Below are 16,855 nucleotides of genomic sequence, written 5' to 3'. Positions count from 1 at the left end.
TTCGACAGCTCCTGCCGAGCTCTTACCGGCTCAGGCTCGCGGCCTTGACGGCGCGTCGGGCGAGGACGTCCTCGCGGTGGGCCTCCATCTGCCGCAGCGCGTCCTTGCGGTCCCGCCTGGAGAGCCGGTCGAGATATGTGTGGCCGGAGAGGTGATCGGTCTCGTGTTGCAGGCACCGGGCGAAGTAGCCCGTTCCTTCGACGACGAGGGTGTTGCCGTCCTTGTCGAGCCCGCGGGCGACGGCGCGATCGGTGCGGGGGACGGCCATGCCCGCACCGGGGACGGACAGGCAGCCTTCGAAGTCGTCGACGAGCCGGCGGCTTCCCGGACCGGGCAGCTCCAGGACCGGGTTGATGATGTGGCCGACATGCCGGACCCCGTGGTCGTCCGGGCAGTCGTAGACGAAGAGCCGCAGGTCGACGTCCACCTGGTTGGCGGCCAGGCCGGCGCCGTCGGCAACGTACATCGTCAGGAACATGTCGTCGATCAGCGCCGACAGCTCGGGGGAGCCGAACTCGGTCACCGCCTGGCAGGAACGGTTCAGGATCTGCTCACCCACCACCGTGATCCGGCGAACCGAACCCCGTCCAGCCTCCGGCGGCAGAACCGGATACGAGTCCACCGGGTGGCCTTGCAGACGGACGCGCCGGTCGGCGGGACGGGACTGTTCGTGATGAACAGACATAGCTGTCTCCCCTCAGGTGCACGTACAAGCACTGGTTGCCAAGCTCTTTGCAAAGTAGCAGAATTTGCAAAGTGACCGAAGATGATGTCAGCACACCGAACGACCGGACGAGCGGCACCGGCGAAGAGCTGCGCGAGCACGAGGTCCGTACACGACTGCTGGACCTGCTCGCCGAAGTCGGTGCCGTCACGGCGACCGAAGCCGCCTCCCGGCTGGGCTACAGCTCCGGTCTCTGCTCGTTCCACCTGCGGCAGCTCGCACGCCACGGATACATCGAGGAAGCCCCCCGCAGCGGGGGCCGCGCCCGCCCCTGGAGGGTGAGGCAGCACACCCCCACGGCCGAGGGGGCCGGGGGAGACCGGTTCGGCGACCTGGCCCGGGGGCTGGAGGACGAGAGCTGGCAACGATGGCTGACCCGACGGGACGAGGCGCCGGCCGCGTGGAGGCACGACGAAGCCTTCAGCGCGGTCTCCTATCTGACGCCTGAGGAGATGACCCGGGTCGCGGACGCGATCCAACAGGTACTCGCGCCCTACCGGGCCCGCGAACAACGCCCCCTGGCCCGGCCGGACGGTGCCCGGCCGGTGGCCCTCATCACCCGGCTGTTCCCCCTGCTTCCCCACACGGCTGACGACGCGGACCAGGGCTGAGAAGCCGCCTCCCGCGCACCGGATTCCATCGTGCCGTGCAAGCCCCGGCCGGGGCACCGAGCTGGTGCGTGCACGGGCCCGCCGTGCTGTACTGGCGACGTGGAGCGAAAGCACGCACTGGCATCGGTCACCCACCTGAGGCGGCCCGGCAAGGCGGCTTCGGACAGTGTGATCGACCGGCGGGCCGAGCAGGTACGCACCCGGGTCCGGCTCATGATCGAGATCACGGCGCAGGCAGGGGCCTACCGGAAAGGGCTGGTCGCGGCCGCTCGCCGCCTCAGCCCGGAGGAAGCGGCGATCCTCTCGGATCTTGAGCGCCACGGACTGCAGGTGCCCCAGTTGCACGACGTGCTGTGCGGCGGCCATGTGCTGGTGGACGAACCGCGGCTGTACGAGGACTGGCGGTTCGCCGAGGTGAGTCACGAGCGTCTGTCCAGCCACCACCGTGACATCGACAAGGCGCTGTATCCCGACATCGGGATGCGCGGGGCCGTGGTGCGGGAGAAGCTGCACGGGCGCACCGCCCAGGGCACCTGGGTGCAGTTGGAGAAGACACCGGCCGCTTTCGGCGCGCGGAAACTGCCCAGTGTGAGCGACCTCCGCCACCTCATGGACTATGTCGTCTACCGGGTCACACGCAGCAACGTCGGGCCCTGGGGGCTGTCCCGGATGACCGAACGACGGCCGCTGTACCTGGCGCCGTTCCTCGCCGTGCCGACGTCCCTGACTCCTCCGGTCGCGCGGGTGCTGACCCAGGCGCTGCGCCGGATCGAGGAGGGCGACGACGTCACCGCCGTCTCCACCGACCTGGCGGTCCGGTTCCCGCCCCCGGACCGGGAGGACCTGGCCGGCGAGCTGGGACAGTCGCTGTCCGGCAGGGCGGGCCGTGGACTGTTCGGCAATTCCGAGGTGTGGGTGACCGAGACCCTCTCACGCAGCGCCGCCGCGGTGCTCCGTGAGAGTCGCGTACCGCCTGCGGTGCCACTGCTGCAACCGGGAGGGCCGTCATGAGCGACGACGCCTGCCGCGACGTTCCCGCTGCGGAGCCGCCGGACGCGGGTGCGGCGTCCGCTCCGCCGGGGCTGGTGTCGGCCGTGGTGAACCTGGTCGACACAGGACCGGTGCTGCTCGGTGCGTACACCGTCGCGGAGCTCACCGCCGTGGACGCGATCGTGGACTTCCTGGAGACCAGGCCGTCGAACGAGGTGATCGCCGAGGCCGTCCGCTCGCTGGCGGCCCGGCAGCTGCTGCTGGCGGGTGACACGGGCGAGGAGGTCCGGGTCCAGGGAGACCTGGGCATCGCCGTGGCGTTCCAGCAGAGGGCCCGCAAGGTGCTCGACGCCCGTACGACCGGGTCGGGTCCGGGTGAGCCGTGGCGGATCCTGTTGCTTCCCCAGCCCGAGCGGATCTGTCTCATGGTCCGCATCGACGCGCTCGGCGTCCATCAGATGGGGCTGTACAAGATCGAGGAAGCCCTGGACACGCTCACCGAGTGGCTGCCGCGAGGCTCGTCGGCGGACCCCGATGAGGCGATGGACACCGAGGCCGTGCTCGCCGCCTCGGAGCGCTCCGCGCTGGTCACCGTCACCGACTACACGGCGCAGGGATCGGCCGAGACCGCGGGCAGCAGCAGGGATCTGGTGCTGGCCCGCAGTGGCGGACGGCTGCATGTCCTTGCCCGTGACCTCGACGACCGGGAGAAGCTGGTGCCGGACCCCGGGGCGGGCAAGGACGACGTCCGTGAACGGCTCGTCGGGCTGCTGACGTGAACCGTCAGTGGACGGTGGGAAGTCCGGGCGTGCGGTCGTCGGCCGGCCGCTCCTCCATGCCGGCCACCTGGCTGCCGGCAATTCTGCGGGAGCGTATTCCGAAGCCGCTGATGAGCGTCGCGAGCACGGCCGCGGCGAGTGGGACCCACAGTGCCGCCCGGTAGCCGTCGAGCAACGCGGCGGGTGACTCCGACGCGGTTGCGGCGACGTTGACGGTTGCCGCTGCCGAGAGCCCCAGCGCCGCGCCGAATTGGAACGAGGTGTAGAGCAGCGCGCCGGCCAGGCCCTGCTCATCGTCCTTGACACCTTCGGTCGCGACGATGGTGAGCGGACCGTAGGCCAGCGCGAAGGCGATGCCGAGCAGCAGCAGGCTCGGGAGCATGGTCAAGTAGGCCCAGTCGGCGCCGACGGGCAGGAACAGGGCGTACGACAAGGAAGCGAGCAGCAGCCCAGCGAGGATCAGCCTGGCGTTGCCGAAGCGGGCGACGAGCCCGGGCACGAGGGTCGGCGAGAGAATCGCGTCGACCCCGACGACGATCAACGCGAAGCTGGTCTCCAGGACGGACCAGCCGCGCAGCTCCTGGAGATAGAGGACGACCAGGAACTGGAAGCCGAAGAAGGCCGCTGCGAAGAGCAGCCCGGCGGCGTTGGCGCGCACCAGAGCGCCGCTGCGGAAGATGCCGAGGCGGACCAGGGGCGCTGTCGAGCGACGTTCGACGGCGATGAACGCGGCGAGGGCGGCGAGGCCCGCCCCGAGCGTGCCGACGGTCCAGGCGAGCGACGTGTGGCCGGCGCGTTCGACGCCGAGGACCAGGAGCAGAACGGCGGCGGTGATGGTGAGGCCGCCGATGAGGTCGAGGCTCTGGCCGGCACGGTCGGGCCGTGGCGACCTGGGGACGAAGGCGAGCGCGGCGAGCAGGATCAGGGCCGAGAACACGACCGGGGCGAAGAACACCCAGCGCCAGTCGAACGAAGCGAGCAGGCCGCCCACGACCAGTCCGACGGAGAATCCGCCCGCTGCGGTGCCGGAGTAGAAGAGCAGAGCCTTGTTGCGCTGCGGCCCCTCCTCGAAGCCGGTGGTGATGATGGACAGCCCTGCCGGGGTCATGAAGGCGGCCGCGACTCCTGTGACGAATCGGGCCGTGACCAGCATCCAGCCCTCGGTGGCGAACCCGCCGAATCCGGAGAAGACCAGGAAGACCGCGAGCCAGAGGACGAACATCTGGCGTCGCCCGAAGAGATCGGCTGCGCGTCCGCCGACCAGCATGAAGCCGCCGTATCCGAGGACGTAAGCGCTCATGACCCATTGCAACGAGCCGGTGGACAGGCCTAGATCGGCGCGGATGGAGGGCAGGGCCACATTGAGCATGGCCACATCGACGCCTTCCAGGAAGATCGCGCCGCACAGGACGAGCAGCACGGCCCAGTCACGGGCAGGGAGCTGGGCGACCGCTGCCTTCTGCGCACTCATGACGGTTCAACTCCTGGGTCATGGAGGGTGGTGAGAGGGGGCGCCGCGGTGCCGGAACGATCTCCGGACTCTCGTGGGCGGCTCACTCACCATCTGCCAGGGCGCATGACCGGAACAACGGCGAAGAGCTCGACGTTCGTTCAGTCAGGCTTACCGATCCGATCCGCCGGGGGATTCGATGGAACGCGACGAAGTCGAGTGCTTTCTGCTGCTCGCCCAGGAGCTTCACTTCGGCCGCACGGCCGACCGGATGCGGCTCTCCCGGGCCCGGGTGAGCCAGCTGGTGCAGCGCCTGGAGCGGCGCGTCGGCGCACCGTTGTTCGTACGCACCAGCCGCCGCGTCGGCCTCACCTCTCTGGGCAGGCAGCTGCGCGCGGACCTGGAACCACACCACCGCGCGATGGATGCCGCCCTCGCCCGTGCCGTCGCCACCGCGCGCGGCATCGACAGTGTGCTGCACGTCGGATTCTCCAGCCCGCTGACCGGCGAGATCGTGTTCAAAGCGGCGGAGGCACTGCGGGCGAGCCACCCCGGACTCGCTGTGGAGATATGCGAGGTCCCGCTGTCCGATCCGTACGGGCAGCTGAGAAGCGGCTACTTCGACGTCCAGCTCCAGGAGTTCCCCGTACGGGAGGACGACCTGGGCAGCGGACCGGCGCTGATCTCGGAGGGGCGCGTCCTCGCCCTCTCATCGGCGCACCCGCTCTGCGCGCGGGACTCGGTGTCCCTGGAGGACCTCGCCGACGTACCCCTGCTCATGATCGAGGGGGAGCTGCCGGACTACTGGCTGGAGCGGCACGTCCCCTCACACACCCCGAGCGGGCAGCCGATCGCGCGCGGGCCGGCGGTGACCAATATGCAGGAGGCGTTGATACTGGTCGCGGGCGGCAGAGGCGCACTGCTCGCCGCCGCGCACACAACGACGTACTACGCGCGGCCGGGCGTCGTGTACCTCCCCTTCGCCGATGCGGAACCTGTCGGATACGGCCTGGTGTGGCGGGCCGGGGACCACATCGGTGCGGTGGGGACTTTCGCCGGCGCGGCCCGCGAGGCGGCGCGGGAGGTGACGCGGGACATCCGCGGACGGCGTGCTGCCGGCCGACTCCTCGACGGCCAGGACGGTGCGGGTGACCGCGCGCCCGCGAGGCGACAGACGCTGGTACAGCGGTCCCACGATCGTCCTGGACTCTCCGCATCGCGTACGTGAGGGGGCGGGTGAGACCGCGTCATGCCGCCTGGAGCACTGCACAGGGGCAGTGGCGGAATTCCAGACCGAGTTCGTGGTCCACGGCCGCGCTCGAACGCGTGGCGGCTTCGGCGACCTTCCCCCAGGAGCCGTACTTCACGTAGAGCTGGTCCGCTGTCGGGCCGAGCGGATTGCCGTACTTCTTCTGGTTGCGCGCCTCCAGTTCCGCGACCTGTTCCCGGGTCATGCCGGCGCGGACGACGTCCTTGGCGTCGTTGCGCATCTGGACCAGAGCGCGGGCGATGTCCTCCTCCGAGCGCCCCTCGGCGCGCATGGCGCACTCCTCGCGCTCCATGTCCTCGAGGAGGTGGTGATAGCGCATCCGCTGATCGCGGGCGACCTCGCGCTGCTCCGGAGTCTCGCTCCGGATCAGGCACACGACCGGTTCCGGGCTGGTGCAGTCCCCGTGGTCCGGGGCCGCCTGGGAGACAGGGGCGACGACGACCGAACCGCAACCGGCGAACGACCGGCACGGCTGCGCCATGTGCTCGGCGGCAGAGGCGGGCTGAAGGGGGAGGAAGGCGGCTTGGGCGACCAGCAGCGTGGGAACCACGCGGCGGGCCAGCGAGCGCAGGCTGTTCAGTGACATGCGCTCATCGTTCGGCACACCACGACGAGACCGAGGCATGGCGAGGCCGATGTTCCCCCCGTGGGCGGCCGACTCCACTCCACGGAGTGAACCGGGTCAGGGGACGACGCCGCCCGGCGGGCAGGCGGGGAGATGGGCTGTCGCGCTGCTGACGGGGGTGCCGGCCGTCGGCATGGGAGTCGACGGTCAACGCCCGGCAGGTCAAGAACCTGCCCGGCCGCAAGACCGACGTCTCCTGGCCAAGCCCTGCGGGCCCCGTGTTCACACTCCAGCTCGAAGGACGTTCGTGCCGTCGCACGCGCCGCCGTCCCGGGTGCCTGTCGCCGGACAGATAGCATCAGGGCTCCGGCGTGGTTCTCAGCAGAAGGCGACGATCATGGATCCGGCCGAGACAGCTCCGCCTCTCGCGAGCATCAGCCTGCGCGAGTTACTGATGGCTCTGGGTGATTCGCTGGTAGAAGTGCAGTCCGCTCCCGCCGGATTGGACGTCGAGATCCGCAGCGTTGCCCTGCTCGATCCCGAGGACCCGCCGACCACTAAGCCTGGCGAGCTGGTTCTCGTCATCGGTGCCCGCGGCCGAGCCGCTTATCCCGCGCTGCGGGCCGCCGGACGCGACGGGGCCGCCGGCGTCGTGGTCAAACTGGATGGTCCCGGCCAGGCCGCGGCCCTCAGCGAGACCGCCGCCGAGGCCGGGGTTGCCCTGCTCTCGTTGCGCAGCGAAGCACGCTGGGAACACGTGAACGCGTTGGCCCGCGCCGCCCTGGACAGCGCGCCGCCGGGCCAGCCCGGCGAAGCCGAGGAGGGTGATCTGTTCTCTCTCGCCCAGACGACCGCCCTCCTCACCAGCGGCATCGTCAGCATCGAGGACGTCGCCAACCGGGTGCTGGCGTACTCCCGCTCCACCGACTCCGACGAGATCGACGACCTGCGGCGGCGCTCCATACTCGGCTGGCAGGGGCCGGAGGCGTATCTGGCGAAGCTGCGCGAGTGGGGTGTGTTCCAGCACCTGCGCTCCAGCGACGAGGTGATCAGTATCGACGGTCACCCCGAACTGGGGTTCCGCCGTCGGCTTGCGGTGGCCATCCGGTCCGGGGACCGGCATTTGGGGACCATCTGGGTGCAGGAGGGCTCGACACCACTGTCCGAACGTTCGAGCCAGGCAATGCTGGGTGCCGCCCGGGTCGCCGCGCTCCATCTGGCGCGCCGCCGCCGGGAGCTCTCGGCGGACCTGACGTTCACTCGGACCCTGCTGGCAGGACTTCTGGAGGGGAGCACCGGGCCGCAGCCGCTTGCCACTCACCTGGGATTCGACGCGACCCGACCGGCCGCTGTCCTGGGTTTCTCGTACGGGACCGCGGACGTCGTCGCCGCACCGGAGCTGACCCATGCCGAAGTCACCAACCTCGTCGCCGTGCACATAGCCGCTCGGCATCGCAGCGCGCTGGTCACGCAGGTCGATCCCCGCATTTACGTGCTCCTGCCCCACCTGCCACGCGGCATCGACATAGACACGCTGCGCGGCTGGGGCCAGGAGATAACCGACGCCGCACGCCGACACCTGGGTCTGCCACTGCGTGGCTCGGTCGGTTGCGTGGTGTCCGGGCTCGGCGACGTCCCGGAGTCACGCCGGGAGGCCGACCGCATCCTCGACGCCATGCTGGGGACCGATGTACCCACCGCGGTCGCCGCGCTGCCGGACATCCAGGCGGAAGTGCTGGTCAGCGAAGTACTGACGCTGCTTTCCATCCACCCCGAGATACGGGATCCACGGCTGACCGCCCTCGTCGCGCACGACAACCGACACCAGAGCCGTCTGGCGCAATCCCTTCTGACCTACCTGAATTCGTACGGTGACGTACGGGCTGCCGCTGCGCAGCTGCATGTTCACCCCAACACGCTGCGCTACCGCCTTCGCCGGGCTGAACAACTGACCGGTCTCGACCTGAGCCGTCCTGACCAGCGTCTGCTTGCCATGCTCCAGTTGCGGCTGCCGCCCGCCCCCTGATCCCGCTTCTCTTCCGCATTGGCGGGCCGTACAGCTTATGGGCGAAAAATTCATCGTGCTGCACAAGCCCACCGCCCGTTGCCCCCCATACGCTTGCGCAAACCAGTTTTCGCAAGTGAGTACGGACCGCCTCTCATCAGGAGGCAGAGCGCAGCGCAGACGTGTGGTGGCGACCCCATCACTCCCAGTGCATCCGGATACCGCGCCCCCGCGCCCTGAACGCTTTCGGGAATTGCCATGGCCGTGGCTGTCCCTCTGCCGTACCAGCCTGCTCGTCCCCGCCGCCGAGGTGATCCGGTGATCTGCGAACCGGTGCTCGGTGAAGAAGCGCCCCAGTAAACACGGCAGCCACTCCTCACCACGGCTCCCTAACCACTCAACGGATGGATGTCGACATGACTACACGTCCCCCTGATGTTCTGGCCGCCACCCCACCTCCCGGCGGTCAGCCCCCGGAGCCGGCAGGTCTGAAAACCGGTCTCAAGAGCCGCCATCTCTCCATGATCGCCATCGGTGGTGTGATCGGCGCCGGCCTTTTCGTGGGCTCCGCCTCCGGTATCGCCACCGCCGGGCCCGGCATCCTGCTGTCGTATGCGCTGGTCTCGATCTTGGTCGTCCTCGTGATGCGCATGCTCGGAGAGATGGCCGCGGCCAACCCGACCTCCGGCTCCTTCTCCGCTTACGCGGACCGGGCGCTGGGCCGCTGGGCCGGGTTCTCGATCGGCTGGCTGTACTGGTTCTTCTGGGTCGTCGTGCTCGCCGTGGAGGCGACCGCGGGTGCCGTGATCCTGCAAGGCTGGGTGCCGTCCATACCGCAGTGGGCCTGGGCACTGATCGTGATGGTGGTCCTCACCGCCACGAACCTGGTCTCGGTCGGTTCCTTCGGCGAGTTCGAGTTCTGGTTCGCAGGCATCAAGGTCGTCGCCATCGGGGCCTTCATCCTCCTCGGCATCCTGGCGATCTTCGGTGTGCTGCCCGGCTCCGACAAACCCGCGACGGGCTTCGGCAACCTCACCGAACACGGGGGCTTCCTGCCGAACGGGCCCGATACGATCCTCACCGGCATCCTGCTGGTCGTCTTCTCCTTCATGGGCAGCGAGATCGTCACCCTCGCCGCCGCTGAGTCCCCGAACGCACAGCAGGCGGTCGCGAAGGCCACCAGAAGCGTGATCTGGCGGGTCGGCATCTTCTATCTCGGCTCGATCCTCGTCGTGGTCTCCCTGCTGCCATGGAACGACCCCTCGATCGAGGAGAAGGGGTCGTACGTCGCGGCCCTGGATGTGATCGGCATCCCGCACGCCGGCGAGATCATGAACTTCATCGTGCTGACCGCCGTGCTGTCCTGTCTCAACTCCGGCCTCTACACCGCCTCCCGTATGGCCTTCTCTCTCGGGCAGCGTGGTGACGCCCCGCGGTCCTTCATACGGACGAACAAGGGAGGTGTCCCGCAGCCCGCGATCCTGGCCTCCGTAGCCTTTGGCTTCGTGGCGGTCGGTTTCAACTACCTGTGGCCGGACACGGTGTTCCGGTTCCTGCTGAACTCCTCGGGCGCGGTCGCGCTCTTCGTATGGCTGGTCGTCGCCGTCTCGCAACTGCGGATGCGGGGCATCATCCTGCGCGAGAACCCGGAAAAGCTCGTCATCCGGATGTGGCTGTTCCCGTATCTGACATGGGCGACGATCGCGATGATCTCCTTCGTGCTCGTCTACATGCTCACCGACGACAAGGAGGGCGGCGGACGGAGCCAGGTGTTGCTCTCCTTGCTCGTGGCCGCTCTGGTGATCGCGTTCGCGCTGGTCCGGGAGCGAATGCGCCCGAAAAGCCCCGCGGACGCGGCCCAGTAGCCGCCGCGGACTGCCACATGGCGTTCCGGGCTCCCCGACGTTCTCGTCGGGGAGCCTTCACCGTTCCGGGCGGGCACGCGCTCGGGCGCCGGTGAGCGGCCGAACGCTTCCAGGCCTTGCCCACCACGGCCCACTTGACGCCCTGGGCCGCGACTGCTCGGCTCTGCCTGGGTCGAAGGTGGTCGGGACGGGGGCCCCACGACGCTCACCACGAATCAGCCGGCACTCGCGAACGGCGCTATCGCCATCCCGGTGCCGTAGCGCCCCCTCCGGAGGCATTCTTGAAGCCGCGGGCTTGTTTCTCGTCTCATGCCCTCCGGGCCTATCCACTGCGGGCGTGCGTCGGCGGCGGCAGCGCCGAGCGGGCCGAAGGCAGGAGCGCGGGAGCGGCCAGAGCCGGGAAGCGCGCCCGGCGGAGCGGAGCGCAGCCGGGTGTCTTGACGAAGTAGAGAAACCTGTAACAGCTCAGCGTTCAAAGGGGGCTGAGGGACTGGGCATTCATCATGGAGATCGTCGGCCACAGCCAGATCGGCATCACGATGGACGTCTGCACCCACGTCGTCCACGACACCCAGCGGGAGGCGATCAGTCACATGGACCGGCTGCTCAAGCACCGTCTGTCAAGCGCCTGAGAGACTGTCGGTGGAATCGCGGCGAGCCCAGGGGGTGGGAATGTTCGGGATGATCGTAGTGGGTGCCCTGTTTTTGGTGATGGCCCTGGCCGTCGTGTGGGCTGTCCTCGGAGTACATGCGCTGCTTCTCGGCCGGATGCCTGGACATTGGCTCCCCCGGCTAGTACGGCAGCCCAGAGTCTGGGGAGCGGGGGCCCTGCTCATGGTGGTGAGCTGGAACCAAGGATCCCCGTCGCTGCTGGTGATCGGCATTGGCCTTGTCGCATTGGGGCACGTGATGAAGCCCGCGAGGTGACGCGGCCTGCTCGACGCTGGGACGCGACTGCCGTCAAATGATGCCGTCAAAAAGGCCCGGACCTTGATCGGTCCGGGCCTTTTCCCTGTGTGCCCCCGGCAGGATTCGAACCTGCGACACCCGCTTTAGGAGAGCGGTGCTCTATCCCCTGAGCTACGAAGGCGGGGCTCCGGGAGCGGGTGTCGGGGTCCGGGTGAAGCGGGCGGACTCGGGCACTCGGTTCCAGTGAGCCGTGCGGTGCGGGGCCGTGGCCCTGCACCGGGATCAGTGTAGCGGGTGGGTGCGGCCGGCGACGGGGGTGTATGGCGGCGGTCGTGGCGGCCCGGGGGTGAGCCGGGGGGAGGGGGTGCTGTGGAAGGCCAGGGCGACCGAGTAACGGACAGGTTGGTCTGTTTTGAATTCCATTACTCATGGGGTCGTTCTTGGTTAATCCAGATCAAATATAGATCTTTGGGCCAAGTTGTCTGGTTCAGCTGGTAGGTGGCGAAGGGAGTTGTGCGAGAGGGTGGTCCCGGATACCGGCAGACTTGTATGATTCCGATTAAGGCAGAGGCGCCGGTAGGTTTCCCCGACCTGGCTGGGTGCCGTATCGAGGAAGAGGCAGGCGCAGGCCCATGTACAAGCGGTCCGAGCAGACGCGTGAGGCTCTCGTCAGTGCTGCGGCGGAGCTCATAGCCACCGGGCGGTTCGCCGATGCCGGGCTGGTGAACATCTGCAGAGTGGCCGGGGTGAGCCGGGGGGCGCTCTACCACCACTTCGCGTCCATCGCGGAGGTCGTGGCCGAGGTGTACGCCCAGGCGCGCGAGCGGGCGACCGCTCTCGTCGAGGATGCCTTCGCCGGGCCGGCTGCGGATGCCCCGGCGCGGTTCAGCCTCGCGCTCGGAGCCGCGATGGCCAAGGACCAGCTCATCTGCGCCGGAATGGGCCTGGGTGCCGACGGTACGGACAGCGCACCGCGACTTCGTGACGAAGTGCTGGGCATGGTCCGCGACCGGATGTTCGAAGAGGCCCGGGATGCCGCCGCCCCCGACTCGCTGGCGGATCTGGCCGTGGTGGTCACCGCGGGGCTGGAGTCGCTGGGCTACACCGACTCCGGGTGGTGGGATCCCCGGCAGACCGAGCGGGTCTGGGGCATACTGCGGCCGCTCTTCGCCGACGTCCAGGAATCCGGGGTCAGGGCCGAGCGGTAGCCACGGCCGAGGGCTCCTCCTCAGGGGCGGGCTCGTCGGACCGCTCCGGGGGCGCGGTGATCCGCAGATGACTGATCATGCCGGGGTTGGCCAGCCCCGGCAGCAGGAACCGCCACAGCGTGCTGATGCGTTCCGGCAGGTCCCTCCGGTCGGTGTACATCTGCGACATCACCTGCATACCGGTGAACGCGCCGACGATGACCGAGGTCGCCTCCGCCAGGTCCACTCCCGGCAGGATCTCGCCCTGCTGCTGTGCCTGCTTCAGCAGTTCGAGGATGGCCGCGCCCGACTGCTCGTACGGCGTGGTCACGGGGCGGGGGAAGGACGTCTGCTCCACGGCCAGGCGCACGCTCGCCCGCAGCACCGGATCGCGCTGGAGGCGGAAGCCGAACTCGAAGGTGAGGTCGATGACCGACTGGAGCTTCACCTGCCGGTCCGGGATGACGAGCGCCTCGTCGTGCGCGGCCAGCAGGGCGACGGCGATGGCTTCCTTGGACGGGAAGTGGTGGTACAGCGCGCCTCTGGTCAGGCCGGTGCTCGCCAGAATCTCGTTGGTGCTCGCGGCGTCGAAGCCGCGGGCGTCGAACACCCGGGCGGCGGCTTCCAGGATCGAGAGTCGCGACCTTGTTCCGCGTTCCTGCTTACCCATCCCGGATCCTTGCGCTCGCCACTGGATATCAAACCGACTTGTCTGCATCCTATGACGAAGTCCGCGCGGCGTCATCACCCGGGAGCGGACCTTCCGGGAAGGCGCTGGTCCCGCGAGCGCCGAGGGCGCCGGGCCTGCGGCTGTGCCGCTCCCCGGTGCCCCGGCCCCGTCGGGACACCTCAGGGGTGCCCGAGACGGAAGCCGACCCCCCGGACGGTGATGATCCAACTGCTCGAGCCCAACTTCCCGCGCAGGCTGCTCACATGGGTGTCGATCGTGCGGCCGCGCTGCGACCAGGTGTCCTCCCAGACCTGGGTCATCAGCTGGCGCCGGGAGATGACCGCTCCCGGCTGCGAGGCGAGCAGGTGCAGGAGGTCGAACTCCTTGCGGGTGAGGTCCACCTGCCGCCCGTCCAGGGTGGCCTCGCGGGTGGTGGCGTCGATGCGGAGCGGGCCGTGGTCGACGGTCCTGGCGATCTCCTGGCGGGGACGTGACCGGCGCATCACCGCCTCGATCCTGGCCAGTAGTTCGCGGAAACCGTACGGCTTGACCATGTAGTCGTCCGAGCCGGCCTGGAGTCCCAGCACACGGTCGAGTTCGCTGCCGCGCGCGGTCACGGTGATGATCGGGGTGTCGCTGACGGCTCTGATGCCGCGGCACACCTCCAGGCCGTCCAGGTCGGGAAGGTCGAGGTCGAGCAGGATCAGGTCGGCGTGGTGGTGTCCCTGTAACGCCTTGCCGCCGGTGGCCACGCTCTCGGCGTTGTAGCCCTGCCGGAGCAGTGCCTGGACCAGTGTGTCGGCGGCGCGTTCCTCGTTCTCGACCACCAGGACGCGCAGTACGTCACGTTCTCCGGCAGAGGGTGGGTGGGGCAGGGCTGCGATGCGGTGCGGCTGGGAAACCAAAGGGCGATGCTGAGTGGTCCGGGGTTCGAGTAGATCTGAGGCCTGCCGGTTCATCTGCTCCTCCTGAGGCACAGGCGTGACATCAAGGACTGCTGAATGCTCACGCCTACCGAAGATAGCAAACAGACTTGTCTGATTGTCAACGGAAAGCAAGGTGTGCGGCGTCGGTCGAATCCGGGCCATTTGACCTGCAACTCTGCTGATTTTATGGCGAATTGATCGGCGATTCGCGACGTGTCGGCGATGTGGTTCGCGAGTGGCTTGATGCCTGCTCAGGCGACTTTTCAGGCTGACCTGCCTGTTTTTTTGCCCCTCGGTGGCGAGGGGCTCGAAGTCACCGAATGTCCGGCGTGCATGTTGTGTATGTCACCGGGAGTCCACTTTCGCCCAAAGTGGGTGAGGTGCTTCCGCTTGGCCGGAGCCCGGCATGCGCCCGGAGCGTCCAATTCCGGACGTGTGCAGACCAAGTTTTTACTTGATATTACGAACCGACCTGTCTGTATCTTGGGACCCAGCACGAATCGTCGGCCACGGGGGTGGCTGCCGACGTCCGGCTCGCTCACCCCTGTCCAGAGTCATAGATCGGGAGTGCCACGCATGCCGTCCCTTGCCTCAGCACCGTACGAGTCCAGCAGAAACGTCGTCCTGACGCCGCGCCCGGCCGCGCCCTGCCCGCAGCTCACCACGACCGTGCCGCGCCAGTACGTACACCGCGCCTCCGTCTCCGAGGTGCTGCTCACCGGCTGGGAGGCGGCCGCGGACCGCGTTGCCGGCGGAGCCGAATCCTTCGTCGTCCGGGCCGAGTGGCCCCGCGGGCACTCGCTCTTCTCGCAGGTCGCCGGGTACCAGGACCCGATGCTGCTGATCGAGTCGGTCCGCCAGATCGGATCGCTGCTGTCCCACGCCGAGTTCGGGGCACCGTTCGGCCACCAGTTCCTGATGTGGGGCATGTCCTTCGCCACCACCGCGGAAATGCTCGTGGCCGGCCCCGCGCCGACCGAGGTCGAGCTGCACACGGTCTGCAGCGACGTGGTCCGCAGGGGAAAAACCCTCAGCAGCATGCGCTACGACGTCACCGCGGTCGTCGACGGAGCGGCCCTGGCCACCGGGCGTGCCGGCTTCAGCTGCACCAGCCCCGCCGTCCACCGGCGTCTGCGCGGCGACCGCCCCACCAGTACCGGGTATCTCCCGGGCCGCCCGATCGACCCGGCCCGCGTCGGACGCAACGACGCCGGGCACGTGGTCCTGGCCGAGGACCGCACGGGTGCGGGACCGCACCGGTGGGGCCTGCGCGTCGACACCACGCACCCGATCTTCTTCGACCACCCGGTCGACCATGTGCCCGGCATGGTGCTGCTGGAGGCGGCCCGGCAGGCCGCGCACGCCTCCACCGGGATGCCCGACGCGCTCGTCGTCGCGCTCGACAGCACCTTCACGCGCTACGTCGAACTCGACGCACCCTGCCTGATCGAGGCGAGCCCGAGCCGTCCCGACGCCTCCGGCGGCGTCCGCGTGACGGTGGAAGGCACCCAGCAGGGCCAGGCCGTCTACTCCGCCGAGCTCGTTCTCCGACCCCGCGACTGCTGAATCCCGCCCTCGTCGAGCTGACTGGAGAGTGCCGCGTGCACACCACCATGATCACCGGGGCGACCGGGTTCATCGGCCGCCATGTCGTCGAGGAGGCCCGCGGCAGGGGCGTCCCGCTCCGGCTGATGTCGCGTCACCGTCCACCGGTCCCGGCCGGGGCGGTCGCATCGGGGAACGCCGGGCCCCGGGCCCTTCCCGCGCAGGCCGTCGTGGCCGACCTCGCCCGCCCGGAGTCCCTCCGGGGAGTCTGCGACGGCGTGGACGTCCTGCTGCACTGCGCCTCGCAGGTCGGGGGCCCGGCCGATGTCAACGAGGCGGTCAACGCACGGGGGACCTCTGCCCTGGTCGCGGAGGCGGAGCGGGCGGGAGTACGGCGCATCGTGTATCTCAGCACCGCTTCCGTGTACGGCCGAGGGACCTTCCGGAGCGCCCGTGCCGAGGGGCTCGACCGGCGTCCGGGCTCGGCGACGTCCAGGACCCGGGCCGCCGCGGAGGACGCCGTCCGTGGAGCGGGAGGGATCGTGCTCCGGCCCCATCTTGTGTACGGGGTGGGGGACACCTGGGTCGTTCCGGCGCTGGCCCGTTTGCTCCAGGCCCTGTCCGGTGCCTCGGCGGGATGGCACGCCCGTATGTCGGCCGTCGCCGCTCCCGAGCTGGCCCGGATCGTGCTGGGGGTGGGGTCCGCGCCGGCGGGAAGCCTGACCGCGTCCGTCTACCATGCCGCGCATCCACGGCCGGTCACCGCGGCGGAACTGCTGTGCGCCGTCGCCGACTGCATGGAAATCCCCGCGTCGCGGCGCGAGATGACGGTGTCGCAGGCACGGGAGCGGCTCGTCGACGCGAGCCTGCCGCAGCACGCACTGGACATGCTCGCCACCGATCACTGGTTCGACAGTGCTCCGCTGTGGGCCGATCTCGGCCAGGCCCCGGGCCCCGGATTCGACAGTGATTTCACCGAGACGCGGGAGTGGTACGGAAGCCTGGTCCAGGCGGCCTGAAGCGTCACCGTCCTGTCCGGGTGCGGCAGCCAGGCCGGCTGCCGCACCCGCCATTTTCCGGAAGAACCCCAGGCCGCCGGAGAGTTTTGACGGGCGCCTGACCATTCTTTACAGGTCTCTCGACACAGCTGGACGACTCCTGGGAATGTGAACCCAGTCCTGTATCCACACGCGTTGCACATATGGGCGGCGATCGAACAGTCTGGTGACTCCGAGCGAGTCAGGAGACGTTCATCGTGCGTAAAGTGCTCATCGCCAACCGTGGTGAAATCGCTGTTCGTGTTGCTCGGGCTTGCCGGGATGCCGGGATCGGGAGCGTAGCCGTCTACGCGGATCCGGA

Annotated in this window: 15 protein-coding genes, 1 tRNA gene and 1 pseudogene; 11 read left to right on the top strand and 6 right to left on the bottom strand. The window is 69.0% G+C overall.

All coding sequences use genetic code 11. The features are described from left to right. Nucleotides 1-22 precede the first annotated feature (22 nt). On the bottom strand, nucleotides 23-685 hold the full coding sequence (def, locus tag ACIREO_RS36455) for a peptide deformylase (RefSeq protein WP_404118487.1): 663 nt from the start codon (nucleotides 683-685) through the stop codon (nucleotides 23-25). Between the two features lie 71 nt (nucleotides 686-756). On the opposite strand from def, the gene ACIREO_RS36450 reads away from it, so the two are divergent. The 3 genes from ACIREO_RS36450 to ACIREO_RS36440 all read left to right on the top strand — a co-directional run bounded on the left by ACIREO_RS36450 (nucleotide 757) and on the right by ACIREO_RS36440 (nucleotide 3,104). After that, nucleotides 757-1,335 (top strand): helix-turn-helix domain-containing protein, encoded by a 579-nt coding sequence (locus tag ACIREO_RS36450; RefSeq protein ID WP_404118485.1) that lies wholly within the window; start codon nucleotides 757-759, stop codon nucleotides 1,333-1,335. A gap of 99 nt (nucleotides 1,336-1,434) precedes the next feature. Beyond that, a complete protein-coding gene (locus ACIREO_RS36445; protein ID WP_404118484.1) occupies nucleotides 1,435-2,346 on the top strand; it encodes a hypothetical protein in 912 nt (303 codons plus the stop codon). Next, entirely contained in the window at nucleotides 2,343-3,104 is a 762-nt protein-coding gene (locus tag ACIREO_RS36440; protein WP_404118481.1) for a hypothetical protein, read from the top strand. The genes ACIREO_RS36445 and ACIREO_RS36440 overlap by 4 nt, the downstream gene beginning before the upstream one ends. A 4-nt stretch (nucleotides 3,105-3,108) precedes the next feature. Here the strand turns inward: ACIREO_RS36440 and ACIREO_RS36435 are convergent, their stop codons facing one another. Next, nucleotides 3,109-4,575: an MFS transporter gene (locus ACIREO_RS36435; RefSeq protein WP_404118479.1), complete on the bottom strand. Its 1,467-nt coding sequence runs from the start codon at nucleotides 4,573-4,575 to the stop codon at nucleotides 3,109-3,111. Nucleotides 4,576-4,753: 178 nt separating this feature from the next. Here ACIREO_RS36435 and ACIREO_RS36430 point away from each other — a divergent pair, with 178 nt between their 5' ends. Continuing rightward, complete coding sequence (locus tag ACIREO_RS36430) at nucleotides 4,754-5,782, top strand: LysR family transcriptional regulator (protein ID WP_404118476.1); 1,029 nt, start codon at nucleotides 4,754-4,756, stop codon at nucleotides 5,780-5,782. Between the two features lie 19 nt (nucleotides 5,783-5,801). Here ACIREO_RS36430 and ACIREO_RS36425 read toward each other — a convergent pair whose 3' ends face one another. Then, complete coding sequence (locus ACIREO_RS36425) at nucleotides 5,802-6,410, bottom strand: hypothetical protein (RefSeq protein WP_404118473.1); 609 nt, start codon at nucleotides 6,408-6,410, stop codon at nucleotides 5,802-5,804. 376 nt (nucleotides 6,411-6,786) lie between these two features. Here ACIREO_RS36425 and ACIREO_RS36420 point away from each other — a divergent pair, with 376 nt between their 5' ends. The 3 genes and pseudogenes from ACIREO_RS36420 to ACIREO_RS36410 all read left to right on the top strand — a co-directional run. Further along, complete coding sequence (locus ACIREO_RS36420; protein ID WP_404118470.1) at nucleotides 6,787-8,415, top strand: helix-turn-helix domain-containing protein; 1,629 nt, start codon at nucleotides 6,787-6,789, stop codon at nucleotides 8,413-8,415. A 395-nt stretch (nucleotides 8,416-8,810) separates the two neighbouring features. After that, on the top strand, nucleotides 8,811-10,259 hold the full coding sequence (locus tag ACIREO_RS36415; RefSeq protein WP_404118468.1) for an amino acid permease: 1,449 nt from the start codon (nucleotides 8,811-8,813) through the stop codon (nucleotides 10,257-10,259). 500 nt (nucleotides 10,260-10,759) lie between these two features. After that, a pseudogene (locus tag ACIREO_RS36410) lies at nucleotides 10,760-10,891 on the top strand (site-specific integrase); the annotation flags it as partial. 385 nt (nucleotides 10,892-11,276) lie between these two features. Here ACIREO_RS36410 and ACIREO_RS36405 read toward each other — a convergent pair. Beyond that, nucleotides 11,277-11,349 (bottom strand) — tRNA-Arg (locus tag ACIREO_RS36405). A gap of 451 nt (nucleotides 11,350-11,800) precedes the next feature. Between ACIREO_RS36405 and ACIREO_RS36400 the strand changes: the two genes are divergently transcribed. Next, nucleotides 11,801-12,376 carry a TetR family transcriptional regulator gene (locus tag ACIREO_RS36400; RefSeq protein ID WP_404118466.1) on the top strand — a complete coding sequence of 192 codons (576 nt, stop codon included), beginning with the start codon at nucleotides 11,801-11,803 and terminating at the stop codon, nucleotides 12,374-12,376. Here the strand turns inward: ACIREO_RS36400 and ACIREO_RS36395 are convergent. Together ACIREO_RS36395 and ACIREO_RS36390 are read right to left on the bottom strand one after the other, a co-directional pair. Beyond that, nucleotides 12,360-13,025 (bottom strand): ScbR family autoregulator-binding transcription factor, encoded by a 666-nt coding sequence (locus ACIREO_RS36395; protein ID WP_404118463.1) that lies wholly within the window; start codon nucleotides 13,023-13,025, stop codon nucleotides 12,360-12,362. The genes ACIREO_RS36400 and ACIREO_RS36395 overlap by 17 nt on opposite strands. A gap of 179 nt (nucleotides 13,026-13,204) precedes the next feature. Beyond that, nucleotides 13,205-13,984, bottom strand: a complete 780-nt coding sequence (locus tag ACIREO_RS36390; RefSeq protein ID WP_404118461.1) for a response regulator transcription factor — start codon at nucleotides 13,982-13,984, stop codon at nucleotides 13,205-13,207. Between the two features lie 543 nt (nucleotides 13,985-14,527). On the opposite strand from ACIREO_RS36390, the gene ACIREO_RS36385 reads away from it, so the two are divergent. The 3 genes from ACIREO_RS36385 to ACIREO_RS36375 form a co-directional block, all read left to right on the top strand. Next, nucleotides 14,528-15,517, top strand: coding sequence for a ScbA/BarX family gamma-butyrolactone biosynthesis protein (locus ACIREO_RS36385; protein WP_404118459.1), 990 nt, complete (start codon nucleotides 14,528-14,530; stop codon nucleotides 15,515-15,517). Nucleotides 15,518-15,552: 35 nt separating this feature from the next. Then, nucleotides 15,553-16,515, top strand: coding sequence for an NAD-dependent epimerase/dehydratase family protein (locus tag ACIREO_RS36380; RefSeq protein WP_404118456.1), 963 nt, complete (start codon nucleotides 15,553-15,555; stop codon nucleotides 16,513-16,515). Nucleotides 16,516-16,751: 236 nt separating this feature from the next. After that, nucleotides 16,752-16,855 (top strand): biotin carboxylase N-terminal domain-containing protein (locus ACIREO_RS36375; RefSeq protein ID WP_184742946.1); only part of this gene is annotated, 104 nt, incomplete at its 3' end.

It is taken from the genome of Streptomyces sp. NPDC102441, assembly GCF_044765585.1.
Classification (GTDB): domain Bacteria; phylum Actinomycetota; class Actinomycetes; order Streptomycetales; family Streptomycetaceae; genus Streptomyces.
This window is presented reverse-complemented; position numbering and strand designations above follow the sequence as displayed.